Below are 20,662 nucleotides of genomic sequence, written 5' to 3'. Positions count from 1 at the left end.
CTGAGGTCGCCTCGCGGCTGTTGGTCACGCGGCCAGCTCCCCGGGCCCCGTGCTGACGGCGTCGAAGAAATACGCGATGCGCGCACGCGGGCTCAGGTAGTCCAGCGCCGGGCGCGGCAGGAACTGCGGCTTCAGGCTGCGACGGATGCCCAGGTCGGGCATCTCTTCCAGGTTCAGGATGAGGGCGTCTTCCTTGGGCACCTTCGGGTCGTGAACCATGACGCGCGGCTTCAGCGGCCGCGCCGAGTTCACCGACACGACCAACGCGTAGCGGTCATCGGTCAGCTGCACGGTGGATCCCGGCGGGTAGACGCCCATCATGCGGATGAACGCATTCAGCATGGTCGCATCGAAGCGATTGCGCCCCTGCGCAAACATCAGCGACAGCGCCTCGTGCGGCGTCATCGCCTTGGAGGAAATCAGCGGGTTGCACAGGCCGTCGAAACGGTTAACCAGCGCCACGATGCGCGCACCGGTGCTCATGCGGTCCATGTTGATGCGCTGCGGGAACCCGCTGCCGTCCGCATGCTCATGGTGCTGCGCAATGATGAGCAGCGGCGCAGGCGCCAACCCCATCGTCTGCGCGATGGCAACGCCCTTGGCCACGTGTTGCTGATAGGCCGTCGTCTCAGCCGAGGTGAAGCTCTCGTCGCGATGGCGCAGCCGCGCGGCCACCTCGAGCTTGCCGACGTCGTGCAGCAGCGAACCGACGCCCAGATCCATCATCTCGTCGCGGCCCAGACCGAAAGCACGGCCCAGCAGCAACGCAATGATGCAGACATTCAGCGCATGTGCCGTGGAGCGGTCACCCGCGGCCTCGTTCAGCAGCCGCATGTTGAGGTCGCCTTCGACCAGCATCTTGTCGAGCAATGCAGCCGTCAGGCCCTCGGCCAGGCTGCGCGCCTGATGCGGGTCGGACTGCACGTTGTCCATGACGCTGCGAAAGCCCGCAGCCGCCTCGCCGTACTGCGCCTCGCAAAGGCGCAGCGCCTCGCGCTGAGCAGCCAGCGCACGGCGATGGGCCTCGCGGGCCAGCTCTTCGGGCGAGGGCTCGGCCGCCTGCGTGGCCGTCTCGACATCAGCCTGCGCGTCAGGCTCCGCACTCAGGGGCGTGACGACGGGCTGCAGCGAGAGGTCGCTCTTGGCCGGGCTCCAACGCACCTGCGTCAAGCCGAGCCGCTTCAAGATCAGCAGCTGATCACTGGACGCAATCTTGAAGCTGGACAGCGGAAACGGATGCGACATCCACCCCAGGTCCAGGTGGATGAACATCCCGACGGTCAATTGGCTGACATCGATCAGCGGATCGTTTGATCTATCCTGCATTCACTCAAACCCACGCTCACGGCACCCCTCGGTGCGACCCCGGCGGGCATCGCTGCCACGGCACTGGGTCGACCTCGCGCTGCGCGTCAACTCGGTCGCTTGCTCACCCGGCCACCCGGGAAAATTCCCCGGCCGGTGCAGTGTGGAGCTTAGCGCCTGAACGTGAACGAAATTCTGTGCCTTTGTCGGGGCAAACGCGAAGGAATGCATGGCCTTCGCGCCCATGCTCGCCCGGCAGCGCGTGGGTTCAGCAGGCCCGCGTGGAATCACGCACGATGAGCTCGTGCGGCAGCACCTTGTGCAGGTCGGCCTCGTCCGTCGTCGTCGCAACACCGGACTTGTGCCCGAACACCAGCATCTCAACGGCAGCACGCGCCATCTCCGCCACCGGCTGGCGTACCGTCGTGAGCGGCGGCCAGACCAACGATGCGGTGGAGGAATCGTCAAAGCCGACCACCGACAGTTCGCTGGGCACATTCAGACCCAGGCGATGCGCGGCGGCCAGCACGCCGAGCGCCATGTCGTCGTTGCTGGCGAACACCGCCGTCGGCCGCTGCCGGCCACTGAGCAGCTTGTGCGCCGCATCGCGGCCGCTGGCGAAGGTGAAGTTGCCCGGCCGCACCAGTTCGGCGTCGGGCTGCAGGTCATGCGCCCGCAGGGCGTTGACGAAGCCCTCGTAGCGCGCGGCGCTGGCGGATTGATCCGGCGGCCCCTTGATGAAGGCGATGCGCCGATGGCCCAGGCTGAGCAGCAGGTTGGTGATCTCCTCGGCCGCGTGAACATCGTCCATGCGCACCGACGGCACACCGCGGATGTCCCGCTCGGGCGACATCTGCACGCACGGCGTGCCACTCTCGCGCAGCGCGGCCAGCACCTCGGGGTTGTCGCACAGCGGAGGCGTCAGGATCATGCCGTCCGGCCGCAGCGCCAGCACCATGCGGTCGATCTGCTGGCGCAGGTCGGGCGCATCGTTGTGCAGCGACTCGACGACGAGGTGGTAACCCAGCTCGCGGCAGCGCAGCGTGGCACCTTGCTGCACGCTGCCCACGAAGTTGGCGCTCGGGTCGTAGTACAGCAGGCCGATCAGGAAGGAGCGCCCACCAGCCAGGCTGCGGGCCGACTGCTTGGGCCGGTAACGCAGCGCCTCCACCACCTTGAGCACCTGATCCCGCGTGCTTTCATGCACGCCAGGCTCATGGTTGAGCACGCGCGAGACGGTCTTGATCGAGACACCCGCCTCGCGGGCGACGTCAACGATGGTGGGGCTGCCGCCGCGCGCGCTCATCGAGACGAAGAATTACTTCTTCTTGGCCTTTGCGGCAGGCTTGGCCGCGGGCTTGGCGGCCGGCTTGGCAGCAGCCTTCTTGGCAGCAGCCTTGGGGTCCACGGCAGCCTTGAAGCCAGCGCCCGGGGTGAACTTGGGCAGCTTGGCGGCGGCGATCTTGATCTTGGCGCCGGTGCTGGGGTTCACGCCGTTACGGGCAGCACGGGCGTGCTGCTTGAAGGAGCCGAAGCCGGGGATCGACACGGCACCACCCTTTTTGACGGTGGTGACGACAGCGTCCAGCAGCGTCTCGAGGATGCGGCCGGCTTCAGCCTTGCTCAGCTCGTGCTTGGCGGCCAGGTGTTCGATCAGATCGGTCTTGTTCATTGCGGGGGGTCTCGCGAAATTACGCGCCCGAACGGCTCGGGCGGGCGCGATTGTGGCGCATACAGTCGGGGCAAAGCCTCGCATCCATCGCCAATGCCGTCCGACGTGCACTTTGCCTCGCTGCTGGACGCCCTGCCGCAACAGGCCTGGCAGGCGGACGCGCAGGCGCGCGTGGTGTGGATGAACGCACGCATGGGACAGGCGCTGGCGCACCCGGCACTGCCGCGACCGCTGGCCGAGTTGCTTGCGGCCGACGACCGCGCCGCCTTCCTGGCGGCATGGGCGCGCGCACAAGCCCATGACCACTTCGAGATGGAATACCGCCTCGGCGGATCCTGGGTGCTCGCCCAGGCCCAGCGCCTGCCCGGCTCACCCCTGTGGCTGGGCACGCACACCGACATCGCCGCCCGGCGCGCCGCCGAGCAACGGTTGCATGAGGCTGACGCGGTCTGGAAGCTGGCATTGGAGAGCAGCGGTGACGGCGTGTGGGACTGGCATGTGCAGGCCGGTGTCGAACACTTCTCCGACCGCTACCTGCGGCTCTACGGCTTCGAGCCGGGCGACATCGAAGCGACGCCCGAGGCCTTCGACCGGCGCACGCATCCGGACGATCTCGCCCAGATGGCACGGGACCGCGAGGACCACTTCGCCGGACGTACGCCCATCTACCGCAACGAACACCGTGTGCTGGCGCGGGACGGCACATGGAAGTGGGTGCTGAGCCGCGGCATGGTCATCGCGCGCGACGCGCAGGGGCGGCCGCTGCGCATGGTGGGCACGCACACCGACATCACCGACCGCAAGCGCCAGGAGGCGCAGGCCTGGCAGCAGGCGCGCATCGACACCCTGACCGGACTGCCCAACCGCCGAGCCTTGCGCGAGCACCTCGAGGAAGCGCTGACACGCCCACGAGAACTCGCCGTGATGTTCGTGGACCTGGACCACTTCAAAGAGATCAACGACTCACTCGGCCACGACGCGGGCGACGCGCTGCTCGTGCAGGTCGCGCAACGCCTGCAGCGCTGCACGCCTGCTGGCGGCGTGGTGGCACGCATGGGCGGCGACGAGTTCACACTGATGCTGGCCGCCGCCCCCATCGAGCCCGAAGCCCGGCGCGTCGGCCAGACGCTGTTGCGCGCCTTGGCCGACGCCTTCGAGGTGGCCGGCGAGCGCGTCTATGTGTCGGCCAGCATCGGCGTGAGCCTCGCGCCGCGCGACGGCCAGGAGATCGAGGCCCTGTTCAAGCATGCCGATCTGGCGCTGTACGAGGCCAAGGGCGCCGGCCGCAACCGCATGAGCCTGTTCACGCCGGCACTTCATGAGGCCGCGCATCAACGCACGCGGCTGGCTGCAGAGTTGCGCGACGCGCTGGCGCTGGGGCAGTTCAGCCTGGTCTACCAGCCCATCCTGTCGCTGCACGATCCTGGCGCCACGCCGCGCAAGGCCGAGGCCTTGCTGCGCTGGCAGCACCCACATCTGGGCAACGTGAGCCCGGCGCAATTCATCCCCATCGCCGAGGCCACCGGGCTGATCGTCGACATCGGCGACTGGGTATTCCGCGAGGCGGCGGCCCAAGCGCAGGCCTGGCGCGCAGCGGGTCAGACAGGCTTCCAGATCAGCATCAACAAGTCGCCGGTGCAGTTCCTCGGTGAGCGCGGCCAACGCGCGCAGACAGACTGGGCCCGACATCTGCTCACCATGGGGCTGGGCGGCGACGCGCTGGCCGTGGAAATCACCGAGGGGCTGCTGCTGGAGCGCGACGAGGCCGTCGTCGACCGGTTGCGCGCGCTGCGCAACGCCGGGCTGACCGTCTCGCTGGATGACTTCGGCACCGGCTACTCATCGCTGAGCTACCTGCAGCACCACGACATCGACACGGTGAAGATAGACCGCAGCTTTGTCGCCGGGCTCGGGGATGGCGGCAAGGCGCTGGCGCTGTGCCGAGCCATCGTCACGATGGCGCATGAGTTGGGCCTGGACGTCGTCGCAGAAGGCGTGGAGACCGAGGCTCAGATGCTGGCCCTGCGACAGATGGGCTGCGACTGGGGGCAGGGGTGGTGGCTTGGGAAGGGCGTCAGCGCGGGTGAGTTCGAAGCGCGCTGGTTTCACGGCACGCGCTGAGCGCACCCCAGAAACGGCAAAGGCCAGCACTTTCGTGCTGGCCTTTTTCGTTTGGTGCCCAGGAGAGGACTCGAACCTCCACGGAGTTACCCGCTAGTACCTGAAACTAGTGCGTCTACCAATTCCGCCACCTGGGCTTTCAGGAGCCTCGCAGTATAGCCCGGTTTTTCAGGCTTGCGAAGAATTTCTTCAAATATCGAACTTCACGCCCTGCGCCAGCGGCAGTTCGCTGGAGTAGTTCACCGTGTTGGTGGTGCGGCGCATGTAGGCCTTCCACGCGTCAGAGCCGCTCTCGCGGCCGCCGCCGGTTTCCTTCTCGCCCCCGAAGGCGCCGCCGATCTCCGCACCGGACGTGCCGATGTTGACGTTGGCAATGCCGCAGTCGCTGCCCGACGAGCTCATGAAGGCCTCGGCCTCGCGGATGTCGGTCGTGAAGATGGCGCTGGACAAGCCCTGCGGCACGCCGTTCTGCAGCGCGATCGCTTCGTCCAGCGTCTTGTACTTGAGCGTGTACAGGATGGGCGCGAAGGTCTCGTGGCAGACCACCTCGGTCTGCGCCGGCATGCGCACCAGCGCGGGCACGGCGTAGTAGGCCTCGGGGAAGCGGTCGGCCAGCGCACGCTCGCCACCGGACACCGTGCCGCCCTGCTCGCGCGCGGCGCTGAGGGCGAACTGCATCGCGTCGAAAGCCTGCGCGTCGATCAGCGGGCCGATCAGCGTGCCGGCTTCCACCGGCGAGCCGATGGGCAGCTGCGCGCGGGCGCGGTCCAGGCGCTCGACCAGCGCGTCGTGGATGCTCTCGTGCGCGATGACGCGGCGCGTCGTCGTGCAGCGCTGGCCGGCCGTGCCGTAGGCGCCGAACAAAATGCCGCGCACCGCCAGTTCGAGGTCAGCGCTGGGCGTGACGATGATGGCGTTGTTGCCGCCCAGTTCCAGCAGGCAGCGGCCGAAGCGCGCCGCGACGCGCGGGCCCACGGCGCGGCCCATGCGGGTGGAGCCGGTGGCAGAGACCAGCGCCACGCGGGCGTCGTCCACCATGGCCTCGCCCACGTCGGCGCGGCCGATGACGAGTTCGGACAGGCCGTCCGGCGCGGCATGGCCAGCGGCGCGGTAGGCCTTCACGGCGCGCTCGAACAAGGCCTGCGTGGCCAGCGCGGTCAGCGGCGTCTTCTCGGACGGCTTCCACACGCAGGCGTCACCGGCCACCAGGGCCAGGGCCGAGTTCCAGGCCCACACGGCCACGGGGAAGTTGAAGGCCGAGATGATGCCGACGACGCCCAGCGGCAGCCACTGCTCCATCATGCGGTGACCCGGGCGCTCGCTGGCAATCGTCAGGCCGTGCAGCTGGCGCGAGAGGCCGACGGCGAACTCGCAGATGTCGATCATTTCCTGGACTTCGCCCAGGCCTTCGCTCGTCACCTTGCCGGCTTCGAGGGACACCAGCTGCGCGAGCTGGGCCTTGTGGGCGCGCAGCTCTTCACCGAACAGGCGAACGAGCTCGCCGCGCTTCGGGGCGGGCACCACGCGCCAGGCCTTGAAGGCCTCGTGCGCGCGACCCACGGCGGCTTGCATGTCGGCCGTGCTGGCCGTGGGCAGTTGGGCGAGCACGCTGCCGTCGATGGGCGAGCGCACGGTCAGGTCACCCGCGGGCGGGAGATGGACGCCCAGGGCGTCGAGAACGGAATGGGCTTGTTGCTTCATGGTCCGCATTCTGCTCAGGAGATGGACTCGACCTGACGGCTTTGCTGGTAGGCCGAACCGAAACGGTTGGCCAGGAAGTCCGGCAGCGCCACCTGCTCCTGGCGCACGAAGCCCTGCTGCGGCAGCTTGCCTTCGCGGAACAGGTCCACCGCGGCGCAGATGCCGGCGGCGGTGGTGATCTGGATGGCGGAGAGCGGCTGGGCGCCGTCACGCGTGGCGAAGATCTTGCGGGCAAACACTTCCTGCAGCAGCACGCCGTTCTTCATGCCCGAGACGGTCACGAACACCAGCACCACGTCCTGCATGGTGGCCGGCATGCTCTTGCGCATGATGGCCTTCAGGTTCTCCTGGTCGCCCTTCAGGCCCAGGTCGCCGAGCAGGAACTGCATCAGGTCGCGGTGGCCGGGGTAGCGCACGGTCTTGTAGTCGAGGTTGCGCACCTTGCCCGCCCAGGTTTCGCACAGCGTGCCCAGGCCGCCGGAGGTGTTGAAGGCCTCGTACTCAGTGCCGTCCAGGCTGAAGTGCTCCAGGCCTTCCAGCGGCAGCGCGGCGATGGTGTCGCCCTCGTGGATGGCTTCGCAGGGGTGGCAGTACTCGTTGATCAGACCGTCGACCGACCAGGTCAGGTTGTACTTCAGCGCATTGGTCGGGAAGGCGGGCAGCGCGCCGACGCGCATCTGCACGTCACGCACCGAGTCGAAGCCGCTGGCCAGGTGGTGGGCGACGATGCCGATGAAGCCCGGGGCCAGGCCGCACTGCGGCATGAACGCAGTGCGCGCGCCCTCGGCCATCTGCTTGATGGCCTTGGTGGCGGCGACGTCTTCGGTCAGGTCGAAGTAATGGCAGCCGCACTCCAGCGCCAGCTCGGCGGCGGTGATGGCCAGGTGGTAAGGCAGCGCGTTGACGACGGCGTCCTTGCCGCGCAGCTGGGCGGCCAGCGCGCCGCGGTTGTCGCTGTCCACCTCGGCGGTGGCGATGCCCTCATCGGTCAGCACCTTCAGGTAGCCGGGGTTCTTGTCGAGCACCGTCACTTGGTAGTCGCCGGTGGCGTGCAGCAGGCGGGCGATGGTCTGGCCGATGTGGCCGGCGCCGAGCAGGGCGATCTTCATGAGGGGCTCCAGGCTGTGTTTGCGTTGGCCCGCACTCTAGGCAGGGGCGATGACGAAAGAAAGCGATGTTCCGACGAAAGCAATTGCTGATTCGCCGAATCGTCGCGATGATTCGCCGTTATGGATGAATCAAGGGTAAATACGCTCTCAGCGACCGACGACCTGGACCGCCGGCTGATCCTGCTGCTGCAGGCCAATGCGCGCGACAGCACGGCCACGCTGGCGCGCAAGCTGGGCGTGGCGCGCACCACCGTGGTGGCGCGCCTGGCGCGGCTGGAGGCCAGCGGGCGCATCGTGGGCTACACCGCGCGGCTGGGCGGCGACGAAGCCGGGCGCAGCGTGCAGGCCTTCGTCGGCATCACCGTCAGCCCCAAGGCCGGACGCGAGGTGGTGAAGCGCTTATCAGAACTGCCGGAGCTGCGCCAGCTCGCCAGCGTCAGCGGTGAGTTCGACTACATGGCGCTGCTGCGCGCCGACACTACGGCCCGGCTCGACGCGCTGCTCGACGAGATCGGCGACATCGACGGCGTGCTGCGCACCAACAGCTCGGTCGTGCTCGCGCTGCGCGTCGACCGACAGACCTAGCCCCTCACGAAAGACTCCGATGACCTGGCTCTCTCTCGGCCTCGCCCTCTTCCTCGGCATCCACCTGACCCAAGCGCTCGCGCCGCGCTGGCGCCAGGCGCGCATCGCCACGCTCGGCCCGCTGGGCTGGAAGGCGTTCTACTCCGTGGTCGCCCTGATCGGCCTGGTGCTGATCGTCTGGGGCTACTCGCTGGCTCGCCAACAGCCCGCCGTGCTGTGGCCAGCCCTGCGCGGCATGAACCATGCGGCGGCGACGCTGATGCTGGTGGCCATGGTGCTCATGGCGGCCGTCTACGTGCCGCGCAATCACATCAAGGCGCGCCTGCAGCACCCGATGACGCTGTCAGTCAAGGTCTGGGCCTTCGCGCACCTGATCGCCAACAACACGGCGGCTGACCTGATGCTGTTCGGCAGCTTCCTGGTGTGGTCCATCCTTGTGTTCCGCGCGGCTCGCCGCCGCCCGGCGCCGGCCGTGGCCGCGCCCACGGCAGCGGGCACCGTGGCCACCGTCGTGCTGGGCGTCGCCCTGTGGGCGGCTTTCGCCTTCTGGCTGCATGCGGCCTGGCTGGGTATCGCCCCCCTGGGGCGCTGACGCTTCCTTCAGGCTGGGGACGGGCGCATGACTGGGGATGTCGCGCCCTCATCCCGCTGGCCATCATGGGTCGACCACTCAGGAGACACCCATGGCCACCCCGTCCAAGAAGCCCGTCACCGCCCGCCGCGCCGCGGCAACCCCTGTCCCCCGGCTGGACGCCCGACCCGACCGGCTGGACCTGCGCGACCTGATGTACCGCGCGCCGCTGCGCTCGCTGCCGGCGCGCTGGCCGCTGGATGCCGACCTGAAGCAACTGCTGCCCGCCTACGTGAAGTCGGGCCGCATCCTGAACCAGGGCAACGAAGGCGCCTGCACCGGCTTCGGCCTGGCCTGCGTCACCAACTACCTGTACTGGCTGCGCCACCTCGGCGGGGCTCGCAGCCCGCTGCCTGAGCTCGTCAGCCCACGCATGTTCTACGAGCTGGCCAAGCTCTATGACGAGTGGCCAGGCCAGGACTACGACGGCTCCTCGTGCCGGGGCGCGCTCAAGGGCTGGCACAAGCACGGCGTGTGCAGTGCGGGGCTGTGGCCGTACGCGCCGGATGGCAAGTTCAAGCCGCCCCTGGCCGGCTGGGACGAAGACGCCACGCGCCGCCCACTGGGCGTGTACTACCGCGTCGACAAGAAAAGCATCGTCGACATGCAGGCCGCCATCTACGAGATCGGCGCCGTCTACGTGTCGGCCGAGGTGCATGACGGCTGGGCCATGGCCGCTGCCGCCCTGCCCACCAGCCACGACAAGCTGCCGCGCATGGCCCCCATGACACAGAAGACCGGCGGCCACGCCTTCGCGCTGGTGGGCTACAACGAGCGCGGCTTCGTCGTGCAGAACAGCTGGGGCACAGGCTGGGGCGCCAGCGGCTTCGCGGTGCTGCCGTACGAGGACTGGGTCACCAACGCCACGGACGCCTGGGCCGTGGCGCTCGGTGTGCCGCAGGACTTGTCGGACGTGAAGGCCCGCCAGGCGCCAGCCCGCGGCGGCCGCAAGTCCGCCCCGGCAGCCAGCGGCTTTCGCGTGATGGCGGGGCGCGGGCTGGCCGACGTTGCCCCCACGCTGCGCCAGCCCGACAACCCGCGCGACGACCCCTGGCCGTTCGATCACGCCTTCGACCACAAGCCCTACCAGCCGCTGCGCACCGACGAGGCCTACACGCACACCCTCGTCTCAGGCAACGACGGCCAGCTGATGGCCACCGACTTCACGCGCGAGCGCAGCGACCGCGCCGGCCTGGCCCGCGACATCGTCGTCACGCGCCCCGCGGCCTGGGCGAAGGCGGCCAAGGCCAAGACCGTCAAGGTCGCGCTCTACGCACATGGCGGGCTGAACGCCGAGGGCGCCTCCATCCAGCGCATCCGCGTGCTGGCGCCCTACTTCCTGGCCAACGGCATCTACCCGCTGTTCTTCACCTGGAAGACCGGCCCGGGCGAGACGCTGAAGTCCATGCTCGAAGACCTCAAGCACCGCATCGTCGACAGCGGTGACCGCAGCGAGGGCTGGCTGGACAAGCTGCGCGAGGCGGCCTCCGAGGCCAAGGACCGTGCCATCGAGGCCGTGGGCCGGCAGTTCGCGCGCGGCATCTGGAGCGAGATGCGCGAGAACGCCGCCGGCGGCGCCACAGACGACCACGTGCTGGACCTCACCGCCGACATGCTGCGCGAACTGCGCGATGCGTTGACCCGCCAGGGCCAGACGCTGGAGCTGCACCTCGTCGGCCACTCGGCGGGCTCCATCCTGCTGGGCCACCTGCTGGGCCGGCTGGCTGGCGCTGACCCGCTGCCCGCGGCCAGCTGCGAGCTGTACGCCGCCGCCTGCTCCAGCGCCTTTGCCGTGCAGCACTACGGCGCGGCCGAACTGGCCGGCGTGCTGTCGCTGACCACGCTACGCCTGCACGTGCTGACCGACGCCAACGAACGCGCCGACGGCCTGCCCAGCGCCGAGCGCGACATCTACGGCAAGAGCCTGCTCTACCTTGTGTCGCGGGCGCTGGACGACGTGCGCAAACAGCCCCTGCTGGGCATGGAGCGCGCGCTGCTCAAGCCGCAGGCCGACTGGCCGCTGGACCAATGGGCCGACGCCGCGCGGGGCGACATCACTGCTTGGCTCACGCTGTGGCCGGCCGGTGAACTGCTGCAGCGCGTCAGCACACCCAAGGTTCGCAGCACCAAGACGGGCGACCAGATCGCGGCCAGCCACGGCAGCTTCGACAACAACATCGACCTGCTGACCGGCACGCTGGAGCGCATCCGCGGCGCGGCGCTGACCGCGCCGATGGAGTGGCTGGACTACTGAAACAAGCGGCCGCAGCGCGGCCGTCATTAACGCCGGATTTGAGCGCAATCAAGGAAAGGCGCAGCGAACCGTGCCCGGGCGCCGTACGCGCCTGATGCGGGCAAATCCCGATGCTAGAGTGGGTCGCGTCCTTTTTGCGGTCACGCCCATGCCCCCCGCCCGCACGTCGCTGTTCGCTGCGCCACCGGCTCACCCCTCGCAAAGCGGGCGGCGGCGCATGGTGACTGCGCTGGCACTGGCACCGCTGGCTGCCTGTCAGGCGCCGCGCCCGCCACTGCGCGTGGGCAGCATCGTGTTCCCCGGTTATGAATTCCTTTTCCTTGCCCGCGAGCTGGAGTTGCTCGACCCGCGCGAACTGCGCCCCATCGAAATGAGCTCGAGCGTGGATGTCCTGCGCGCGCTGGCGGTGGGCCAGCTGGAGGCGGCCCAGCTGACGCTGGACGAAACCGTCAGCGCCCGTGCCGAAGGGCTGGCGCTGTCGCTGCTGGCCGTGCTGGATGTGTCGGCTGGGGCCGACGTCGTCATGGCGCGCCCGGCGATCCGGCGGCCCGAAGACCTGCGCGGCCGCCGCATCGGCGTGGAACAGGGTGCCACCGGCGCGGTGCTGCTGGGCGCCATGCTGCACGCCCACGGCCTACGGGTGGACGAAGTGATCAAAGTGCCTGTGTCGCTGAACAGCAGTGCCGACGTCTTCGAGCGCGAGCACCTCGACGCGGTGGTCACCGCCGAGCCCTGGGCCACCCAGCTGGCCGAGCGCGGCGCACACCGGCTGTACGACAGCCGTGCCACGCCCGGGCTGATCGTCGACGTGCTGGCCATGCGGCCCGATGTGCTCCAGCAGCGGCCCGACTCGACGCGCACGCTGGTGGCCGCGCTGTTCCGCGCACGTGAGCTTCACCAGCGCGCACCCGCCGTGACGGCGCCACTGATGGCGCCGCGCCTGCAGGTCAGGCCGGCGGAGGTGGCCAAGGTCTTCGACGGGCTGGAGTTGCCGAACGTCACCCGCAACCACGAGCTGCTGAAGCCCGGTGGCGTGGTGCAGCAGGGCGCCGAGCGCCTGCAGACCTTCATGGTTGAGCAGCGCCTGCTGCGCCGCGCTGCGCCATTGGCTGACCTGATCGACACCCGCTTCCTGCCCGCGGCATGAGGACGCTGCGCTACACGCTGCGCACCAGCCTGCCCCTGGGCCTGCTGCTGGCCGTGGCCGCATTGCTGGTGTCGTCCCACCTGGACACGCTGTCCAGCGGCCGCGAGGCTGCCCTGCACGAAGGCCGCGAGGACGCCGTGCTGCTGGCCGAGCAACTCGCGCGCAGCGTCGAGCGCAGCTGGCGGCAGCGGCCGCGCGACGTCAGCGAGGACTTCGCCATCGCCTCGACGGACAGCCGCATTGCCCGCCTCGCGCTCATCAGCCCGGACGGCGAGGTGCTGACCGCCCACCGCCTGGCCTGGCGCGGGCGGTCGGCGCGCGAGGTCATGCCCGACCTTGACACGCGCCGCCTGAGCGCCGCCGCCGGCATCCGCCTGCCCGACGTCGAGATCTCGCCCGACAAGCGGCACGTGCGGGTCTGGCTGTCCTGCGCGCCCGAAGCCAAGGAAGCCCTGCTGCGCGACACCGACCGCCACGTCGTCTTCCTCGACATCAACCTCGACGGCGAGTACGCCGCCGTGGCGCACCAGGCCTGGCTGCGCCTGCTGCCGCGCCTGGGCGCAGCCCTGCTGCTGATGGGCCTGCTGAGCCTGCTGCTGCGCACGCTGGTGACGCGCCCGCTGTCCGAGGTGGAGCGCGCCAGCGCGCGCCTGTCTGCGGGCGAAGGCGATGACCGGCTGCTGCCGGTGCCGCGCCACGCGCCGCGCGAGGTTGCACGCCTGACGCAGGCCTTCAACACCATGGCCGAACGCCTGCGCGACGGCCGCCGCGAGGTCAAGAACAGCCAGGCGCGACTGGAAGCCGTCATCGACTCGGCGATGGACGCCATCATCGTCGTGGACGCGGGCCAGCGCATCCGCCGCGTCAACGGAGCCGCACTCACCATGTTCCGCGCCAGCGATGGCGAGCTGATCGGTGAACCCGTCGACATCCTGCTGCCTGAGGCCTACCGCCCCACGCACGCCGACCAGATCCGCGCGTTCGGCGCCAGCGGCGTCACCAGCCGCAGCATGGGCCGCCAGGCCGTGGTGGCCGGGCGGCGGCTGGACGGCGAGGTCTTCCCCGCCGAGGCGTCCATCTCCCAGCTGCACGTGGATGGCGAATCCTTCTTCACGGTCATCCTGCGCGACGTCACCGAACGCCGCCTCGCCGACGAGGCGCTGAAGGCCCTGAACGCCGACCTCGAGGCCCAGGTGGCCCAGCGCACCGCGCGCCTGACCGAGACCACGCGCGAGCTGTCCGCCATCTTCGACAGCGCCACCGTCGGCATCGCGCTCACGCGCGACCGCCGCGTGATCCGCTGCAACGCCCACATGGAGCAGATCTTCGGCTACGGCCCGGGCGAGCTGGCGGGCGCCGCCACGCGCGACTGGTTCCTGGACGACCAGGCCTACGAGCAACTGAGCCAAGCGCTGTACACCGAGGTGCTGGCCGGGCGGCTGTTCCGTGCCGAGCAGCAGTTCCAGCGCCGTGACGGCCAGGTGTTCTGGGCGCGCGTCGCCTGCCAGCTGTTCTCGCCCGAGCGCCCGGAGGACGGGCTGCTGGCCATCGTCGAGGACACGACAGCCGAGCACCTCGCCGCCGAGGCGCTGCAGCAGGCCAAGGACGCCGCCGAGCAAGCCAACGCCGCCAAGGGCAGCTTCCTGGCCAACATGAGCCACGAGATCCGCACGCCGATGAACGCCATCATCGGCATGACGCACCTCGCGCTCAAGACCGAGCTCGACCTGCGCCAGCGCGACTACCTCACCAAGATCCAGCGCTCCGCCAACCACCTGCTGGGCGTCATCAACGACATCCTGGACTTCTCCAAGATCGAGGCCAACAAGCTGGGCCTGGAGGCCATCGAATTCCAGCTCGCCTCGGTGCTGGAGCACTTCGCCACGCTGGTGGCCGAGAAGGCCGCCGCCAAGGGGCTGGAGCTGATCTTCGACGTCGGTCGCGATGTGCCCAACCACCTCATCGGCGACCCGCTGCGCCTGGGTCAGGTGCTCATCAACTACGGCAACAACGCCGTCAAGTTCACCGAACGCGGCGAAGTCAGCGTCAAGGTGCGCAAGCTCTCGCAGCAGGACGGCAGCGTGGTGCTGCGCTTCGATGTGCGCGACACCGGCATCGGCATCGCGCCCGAGCACCAGGCCCAGCTGTTCCAGAGCTTCCAGCAGGCCGACAGCTCCACCAGCCGGCGCTTCGGCGGCACCGGCCTGGGGCTGGCCATCGTGCGCAGCCTGGCCGAGATGATGGGCGGCGAGGTGGGCGTGGACAGCCAGCCCGGCCGGGGCTCCACCTTCTGGTTCACGGCCCGCCTGGGCCTGGGCACACAGCCCGCCTACAGCGTTGCCCACGCCGCGCTGAAGGGACGCCGCATGCTGGTGGTGGACGACAACGAGACGGCCCGCACGGTGCTGCTGGACCTGCTGGATGGGCTGGGCTTTCACGCGCAGGCCTGCGACAACGGGCTGGCCGCGCTGCAGGCGGTTGTCGGCGCTGAGGCCGCCGGCCAGCCGTTCGACGTGGTGCTCATCGACTGGCAGATGCCCGACATGGACGGCATCGAGCTCGGCCGGCGCCTGCGCCAGATGCCGCTGCAACGCCCGCCGCACCGCCTGCTCATCACCGGCTACGGCCGCGAGGAGGTGCTGGAACAGGCCACGCGCGAGCAGTTCGGCGCCGTGCTCGTCAAGCCCATCCACGGCTCGGCGCTGATCGACCACCTGCTGCCCGTGCTCACCGGCAGCCCGGTGGCCTCGCCGTCGCAGGGCCCGCTGCAGGCCCCGCCGCCGGGGCTGCGCGCGCTGCGCGGCAGGCGCGTCCTGGTGGTGGACGACAACGACATCAACCGCCAGATCGCCGCCGAACTGCTGCGCGATGCCGGCCTCGTGGCCGACACCGCCGCCGACGGCATCCAGGCTGTCGAGGCCGTGCAGGCACGCCCCTACGACCTGGTGCTGATGGACATGCAGATGCCCGTCATGGATGGCAGCCAGGCCACCCGGGTCATCCGCGCGCGGCCAGGCCTCGAGGCGCTGCCCATCATCGCGATGACGGCCAACGTGATGGAGGCCGACCGCCGCGCCTGCCTGGACGCCGGGATGAACGACTTCCTCAGCAAACCCGTGGAGCCCGAACGCCTCTACGGGCTGCTCCAGGCCTGGATCAAGCCGTCAGCCGTGGCACTGCCCACGGTTGCACCGGCGCCCCCACCCACCCATGACGCGGCTGCCGCGGCGACGCTGCAATCGCTGCGCGACGTGCGCGGCCTGGACGTCGACACCGGCCTGCGCCGCAGCGGACACAAGCCGCCGCTGTACCTGTCGCTGCTGCAACGCTTCGTGGCGGGCCAGGCACAGACGCCCACCCTCATCACCCAGGCGCTGGACGAGGGCCGCCGGCTCGACGCGCGCCGGCTGGCCCACACCCTCAAGGGCGTGGCCGGCAACCTCGGGGCCCCGGCGGTGCATGCGGCGGCCGAGTCCCTGGAGCGCAGCGTCAGCCAGTCGCTGGAGGCTGGCGCGCCGCCCGAAGCCGAGGCCAGCGTGCAGGCAGCCCTGGCGCGCACCCGCGATGCGCTCGCCCCGTTGCTGCGCGACATCGCCGCCCGCTTGAGCGAGGCCGACGGCACCCCGCCCGCCGAACTGGCCGACCCGGCCGAGACGGCGCGGTTCGCGCACGAACTGGTACAACAGCTGCAGGGCGGCTTTGCGGAGGCCCGGCAGTCGCTGCAGGCCCATCCCGAGCGCGTGCGCGCGCTGCTGGGCGCTGACCACGACGCCTTCTGTCAGCACCTGCAGCAGTTCAACTTCGAAGCCGCGCTGGCCCTGCTGCAGCCTGCCCTGCAGCGGCTGGGCCTCAACCCCTGAGCAGGAGCCTCCATGCCTGAGCGCCGCCCCCATGCCCCCGTCGTGCTCGTCGTCGACGACACGCCCGAGAACCTGGAGTTGATGTTCGGCCTGCTGCAGGACGACTACCGCGTGCTGGTGGCCAACTCCGGCGAACGCGCGCTGCGCCTGGCCGAGGGCGAGCACCCGCCCGACCTCATCCTGCTGGACATCATGATGCCGGACATGGACGGCTACGAGGTGTGCCGCCGCCTCAAGGCCGGCACCCGCACGCGCGACATCCCGGTGATCTTCCTGACCGCCAAGTCCGAGATCGAGGACGAGACCCACGGCCTGGCGCTCGGCGCCGTGGACTACCTCACCAAGCCCATCAGCCCGCCCATCGTGCTGGCGCGCGTGCGCACCCACCTGACGCTGAAGGCGGCCGCCGACTTCCTGCGCGACAAGAGCGACTACCTCGGCGCCGAGGTGGCGCGGCGCATCCGCGAGATCCAGGACCTGCAGAGCGTCGTCGTGCTGGCCATGGCCTCGCTGGGCGAGACGCGCGACAACGAGACCGGCAACCACCTGCGCCGCACGCAGCACTACGTGCGCGCGCTGGCGCTGCAACTGCGCACCCACCCACGCTTCGCGGCGCTGCTGACGGTCGAGAACATCGACATGCTGTACCAGTCCGCGCCCACGCATGACATCGGCAAGGTGGGCATCCCGGACGCCATCCTGCTCAAGCCCGGCAAGCTCGACCGCGACGAGTTCGAGATCATGAAGACCCACACCACGCTGGGTTTCGAGGCCATCGTGCGCGCCGAGCACTCGCTGGGGCACAGCATGCCCTTCCTGCGCTTCGCCAAGGAGATCACGCTGTCGCACCAGGAGAAGTGGGACGGCTCCGGCTACCCGCAGGGCCTGGCCGGCGAGGCCATCCCGGTGTCGGCACGGCTGATGGCGCTGGCCGACGTGTACGACGCGCTCATCAGCCGGCGCGTCTACAAGCCCGCGTTCACGCACGAAGAGGCGCGCGACATCATCGTGGCCGGGCGCGGCCGGCACTTCGACCCCGACGTGGTGGACGCCTTCATCGCGCTGGAGAGCGAGTTCCGCACCATCGCCCAGCGCTTCGCCGACCCGCACTGAACACAACCCCAGGGCTGCAGGCCGCGCGGCCGGCGCCGACAATCCGCGCCATGAAATACCTGCACACCATGGTTCGCGTCCACGACCTGGACGCCTCGATGCGCTTCTACCGCGACGCCCTCGGGCTGGTGGAGGTGCGCCGCTCGGAGCACGAGGCCGGCCGCTTCACCCTCGTCTACCTGGCCGCCCCCGGCGACGAGGACGCCCAGGTCGAGCTGACCTACAACTGGCCCGACGCCGACGGCAACGCCGAGGTCTACACCGGCGGCCGCAACTTCGGCCACCTGGCCTATGCCGTGCCCGACATCTACGCCGCCTGCCAGCGGTTCGTGGATCACGGCGTGCTCATCAACCGCCCGCCGCGCGACGGCCGCATGGCCTTCGTGCGCTCGCCGGACGGCATCTCCATCGAGCTGCTGCAGGCCGGCCCGGCGTTGCCGCCGGCCGAGCCTTGGGCGTCCATGCCCAACACCGGCAGCTGGTAAGCAGGCCCTACAGCGCGAGGCTGTCGGCCCAGATGTTGTCGGCCCAGCCGCGCGCGTAGCTCGCCTCCAGCGCGCTGGCCTGGGGCGACAGCCCGCCCGCGCCGGGCACCAGCTTCATCGTGCGGTCCGCCGGGTCGTACTGGTGGACTGAGGCCACATGCATGGCCTCGCCGGGCGTGGTGAAGCTGTAGCAGGTGTTCATCACCAGCGGCGCGGGCGCCACGGGCTCGCCGCGCAGCAGCGCCAGCACGGCCGCCGCGGCCAGCTTGCCCTGCTGGTTGGCCAGGTGACCCGACTTGGGCATGCCGGGCGCCGCCATCAGCGCATCGCCCACCACATGCACGCCGGGCGCGGCCTGGGCCTGCAGCATCAGCCAGTCCACGCCCACCCAGCGGCGGTTGACGTTGGCGAGCTCGCGCACGAGCGCGCCGGCCCGCTGCGGCGGGATGAGGTTCATCACGTCAGCGCGCACATCCTCGAACTCGAAGCGCGCCACGTCGCCCGCCACCGACTGCAGCTCCGCGTTGGGCCGGTACTCCAGCACGCCCGCATGCTGCTCGGCGAAGGCCCGCTCGAACAGCGCGCGCTTGCTCTGCACCTCGGGGTTGGCGTCCAGCACCAGCAGCTTGGCGCGCGGCTTGGCGCGGCGCAGCCAGTGCGCGATCAGGCAGGCCCGCTCGTACGGCCCCGGCGGGCAGCGGTAGGGCGCGCGCGGGATGCTCATCAGCACCACGCCGCCGTCGGGCAGCGCCTGCAGCTGGCGGCGCAGCGCCAGCGTCTGCGGCCCGGCCTGCCAGGCGTGCACGGCGCGGCCGCTGTCCAGCGCCTGGGCCAGGCCGGGCACGTCGTCGGTCATGAAGTCCACACCCGGCGCGACGATGAGCCGCTCCCAGGCCAGCCGCTCGCCGCTGGCCAGGCGCACCTGGCGGGCTGCCGGGTCCAGCGCCACCACCTCGCCCTGCACGCAGCGCACGCCCAGGGCGCGCAGCCCGTCGTAGCCATGCTCCAGGGCCTCGGGCGCCAGCGCACCGGCGATGACGAGGTTGGACATCGGGCAGGACACGAAGCGATCGCGCCGCTCCACCAGCGTCACGTCCACGCTCGCGCCGCCCCACAGCTTGAGGTAGTGCGCCGCCGTGGCGCCGCCAAAGCCGCCGCCCACCACCACCACGCGGCCCAGGCGCGCGACGCGTGGCGTGCTGCAGCCGGCCAGCGCCAGGCCGGCGGCGCCCAGGAGCTGGCGGCGTGCGATCACGGCCGGGCCTGCACGGCGGGCAGTGACGAGAAATAGGCCGCCACGAGGCGCAGCTGGGCCTCGCTGTAGCCACGCGTGATCTGTGGCATCACGGTGCCGGGCTGGCGGCCGCTGCGGTAGTCCAGCAGCCGGGCCAGCATCGCGTCGGCCGGCATGCCGGCCAGCGGCGGCATGGCCGCGCCGCGCGCGCGGCCCTGGGTGCCGTGGCAGCTGGCGCAGGTGGCGGCCAGTTGGCGGCCGGGATGCAGGTCCTGCGCCAGCGCTGGCGCCATCAGCAACAGCAGCAGCCAGGCCTTCATCGCGCCAGCGCCTACAGCTTGTGCGACCGGTCGCCGCGCTCGAAGCCCACGGCGTCGAACGGCGCCTGCAGCGGCGCAAAGCCGATCACCTTGAACAGCTCGCCCATCTCGTGCTCGGCCAGCAGCCGGTGCGCCATCGCGCGCTCGCCGAGGCTGGCACCCTGCAACAGCTCGGCGATGCCGCAGTTCAGCAGGAAGTTGGCCTGGCTGGTGTAGCCCAGCACGACGAGGCCGGCGTCCTGCCCGGCCAGTGCGATGCCGGTGAAGTTGACGTGGGCGGTGAGGTCCTTGTCGCCCACGGCCACCAGCGGGTCGGCATCCGCGAGGTGGGCCTGGTGGCACATCAGCGTGCCGCCGCGGCGCTGCGGGTGGTAGTACTCCGCCTCGGGGAAGCCGTAGTCGATGAAGAAGGCCGCGCCGCGCCGCAGCCGGCCGGCCAACGTGCGGGTGAAGGCCTCGGCCTGCGGGTGGATCTCGGTGACGGTGCCGGGCACGAAGCCCCCGTGCCCCGATTCCAGCAGCGGCGGGCGCAGCATGCTGGGGCGGTCCTCGAACGCGAAGCCCGCGCCGGCCGACACCACGCCGCGCTCGCGCCACACCTGGCCGTCGAAGGCGATGAGCTGCACGGGCATGGCATCCAGCACCTCGTTGCCGACGACCACCGCTTCCAGCGTGTCGGGCAGCGCATCCAGCCACTCGACGCGGTCGGCCCAGGGCGCCAGCCGCTCGCGCTGGCGCTCGCGCAGCTCGGCCGACAGGTCGACGATGCGGTAGCGCGCGAGCCCGGCGCCCAAGGCGTCCAGTTCAGCGATCAGCTGCGCCGCCAGCGCGCCGGAGCCGGCGCCGAACTCGACGACCTCGGTGCAGCCGCTGTGCGCCAGCGCCTGCGCGACCTGACGCGCCAGCGCGCGGCCGAACAGCGGCGACATCTCGGGCGCGGTGACGAAGTCCGAGCCCTCGCTGGGCATCTGGCCGAACTTGCGCCGCCCGCCGGTGTAGTAGCCCAGGCCGGGCTCGTACAAGGCCATGGCCATGAAGCGGTCAAAGGGCAGCCAGCCGCCGGTGGTGGCGATCTCGGCGTGGATACGGTCAGCCAGCGTCATCTCAAGGGTTGTCCTGCACGAA

Annotated in this window: 16 protein-coding genes and 1 tRNA gene; 8 read left to right on the top strand and 9 right to left on the bottom strand. The window is 70.3% G+C overall.

What is annotated here, in order from left to right:
- Window positions 1-24: 24 nt before the first annotated feature.
- The 3 genes from NYO99_RS14915 to NYO99_RS14905 form a co-directional block, all read right to left on the bottom strand.
- Window positions 25-1,326 (bottom strand): HD-GYP domain-containing protein, encoded by a 1,302-nt coding sequence (locus tag NYO99_RS14915; protein WP_268168019.1) that lies wholly within the window; start codon window positions 1,324-1,326, stop codon window positions 25-27.
- A gap of 247 nt (window positions 1,327-1,573) precedes the next feature.
- Window positions 1,574-2,611, bottom strand: a complete 1,038-nt coding sequence (locus tag NYO99_RS14910) for a LacI family DNA-binding transcriptional regulator (protein WP_268168018.1) — start codon at window positions 2,609-2,611, stop codon at window positions 1,574-1,576.
- 12 nt (window positions 2,612-2,623) lie between these two features.
- A complete protein-coding gene (locus tag NYO99_RS14905; RefSeq protein WP_268168017.1) occupies window positions 2,624-2,977 on the bottom strand; it encodes an HU family DNA-binding protein in 354 nt (117 codons plus the stop codon).
- Window positions 2,978-3,082: 105 nt separating this feature from the next.
- Between NYO99_RS14905 and NYO99_RS14900 the strand changes: the two genes are divergently transcribed.
- The gene (locus NYO99_RS14900; RefSeq protein ID WP_268168016.1) at window positions 3,083-5,098 is read left to right on the top strand and encodes a putative bifunctional diguanylate cyclase/phosphodiesterase; all 2,016 of its coding nucleotides are present in this window, start codon (window positions 3,083-3,085) and stop codon (window positions 5,096-5,098) included.
- Between the two features lie 52 nt (window positions 5,099-5,150).
- On the opposite strand, the gene NYO99_RS14895 is transcribed toward NYO99_RS14900, so the two are convergent.
- The 3 genes from NYO99_RS14895 to NYO99_RS14885 all read right to left on the bottom strand — a co-directional run bounded on the left by NYO99_RS14895 (window position 5,151) and on the right by NYO99_RS14885 (window position 7,908).
- A tRNA-Leu gene (locus NYO99_RS14895) sits at window positions 5,151-5,235 on the bottom strand.
- A gap of 52 nt (window positions 5,236-5,287) precedes the next feature.
- Window positions 5,288-6,799 (bottom strand): L-piperidine-6-carboxylate dehydrogenase, encoded by a 1,512-nt coding sequence (gene amaB / locus NYO99_RS14890; protein WP_268168015.1) that lies wholly within the window; start codon window positions 6,797-6,799, stop codon window positions 5,288-5,290.
- A gap of 14 nt (window positions 6,800-6,813) precedes the next feature.
- The gene (locus NYO99_RS14885; RefSeq protein ID WP_268168014.1) at window positions 6,814-7,908 is read right to left on the bottom strand and encodes a saccharopine dehydrogenase family protein; all 1,095 of its coding nucleotides are present in this window, start codon (window positions 7,906-7,908) and stop codon (window positions 6,814-6,816) included.
- A gap of 120 nt (window positions 7,909-8,028) precedes the next feature.
- Here NYO99_RS14885 and NYO99_RS14880 point away from each other — a divergent pair, with 120 nt between their 5' ends.
- The 7 genes from NYO99_RS14880 (at window position 8,029) to NYO99_RS14850 (ending at window position 17,983) form a co-directional block, all read left to right on the top strand.
- Complete coding sequence (locus NYO99_RS14880) at window positions 8,029-8,493, top strand: Lrp/AsnC family transcriptional regulator (RefSeq protein WP_268168013.1); 465 nt, start codon at window positions 8,029-8,031, stop codon at window positions 8,491-8,493.
- Between the two features lie 19 nt (window positions 8,494-8,512).
- Window positions 8,513-9,085, top strand: a complete 573-nt coding sequence (locus NYO99_RS14875; RefSeq protein WP_268168012.1) for an NnrU family protein — start codon at window positions 8,513-8,515, stop codon at window positions 9,083-9,085.
- 91 nt (window positions 9,086-9,176) lie between these two features.
- Entirely contained in the window at window positions 9,177-11,378 is a 2,202-nt protein-coding gene (locus NYO99_RS14870; RefSeq protein WP_268168011.1) for a C1 family peptidase, read from the top strand.
- 217 nt (window positions 11,379-11,595) lie between these two features.
- Window positions 11,596-12,525, top strand: coding sequence for an ABC transporter substrate-binding protein (locus NYO99_RS14865; RefSeq protein WP_268168010.1), 930 nt, complete (start codon window positions 11,596-11,598; stop codon window positions 12,523-12,525).
- Window positions 12,522-16,385: a response regulator gene (locus NYO99_RS14860; RefSeq protein WP_268168009.1), complete on the top strand. Its 3,864-nt coding sequence runs from the start codon at window positions 12,522-12,524 to the stop codon at window positions 16,383-16,385. The genes NYO99_RS14865 and NYO99_RS14860 overlap by 4 nt, the downstream gene beginning before the upstream one ends.
- 12 nt (window positions 16,386-16,397) lie before the next feature.
- Window positions 16,398-17,498: a response regulator gene (locus NYO99_RS14855; protein WP_268168008.1), complete on the top strand. Its 1,101-nt coding sequence runs from the start codon at window positions 16,398-16,400 to the stop codon at window positions 17,496-17,498.
- 50 nt (window positions 17,499-17,548) lie between these two features.
- Window positions 17,549-17,983: a VOC family protein gene (locus NYO99_RS14850; RefSeq protein ID WP_268168007.1), complete on the top strand. Its 435-nt coding sequence runs from the start codon at window positions 17,549-17,551 to the stop codon at window positions 17,981-17,983.
- A gap of 7 nt (window positions 17,984-17,990) precedes the next feature.
- Here NYO99_RS14850 and NYO99_RS14845 read toward each other — a convergent pair whose 3' ends face one another.
- Genes NYO99_RS14845 through NYO99_RS14835 form a run of 3 tightly spaced genes read right to left on the bottom strand, consistent with a single transcriptional unit; the run spans window position 17,991 to window position 20,640 of the window.
- A complete protein-coding gene (locus tag NYO99_RS14845; RefSeq protein ID WP_268168059.1) occupies window positions 17,991-19,235 on the bottom strand; it encodes an FCSD flavin-binding domain-containing protein in 1,245 nt (414 codons plus the stop codon).
- Window positions 19,235-19,537, bottom strand: coding sequence for a c-type cytochrome (locus NYO99_RS14840; protein ID WP_268168006.1), 303 nt, complete (start codon window positions 19,535-19,537; stop codon window positions 19,235-19,237). The genes NYO99_RS14845 and NYO99_RS14840 overlap by 1 nt, the downstream gene beginning before the upstream one ends.
- Before the next feature lie 11 nt (window positions 19,538-19,548).
- Window positions 19,549-20,640, bottom strand: coding sequence for a class I SAM-dependent methyltransferase (locus NYO99_RS14835; RefSeq protein ID WP_268168005.1), 1,092 nt, complete (start codon window positions 20,638-20,640; stop codon window positions 19,549-19,551).
- Window positions 20,641-20,662: the final 22 nt, after the last annotated feature.

The sequence above is a fragment of the Roseateles hydrophilus genome (assembly GCF_026712245.1).
Classification (GTDB): Bacteria; Pseudomonadota; Gammaproteobacteria; order Burkholderiales; family Burkholderiaceae_C; genus Pelomonas; species Pelomonas hydrophilus.
This window is presented reverse-complemented; position numbering and strand designations above follow the sequence as displayed.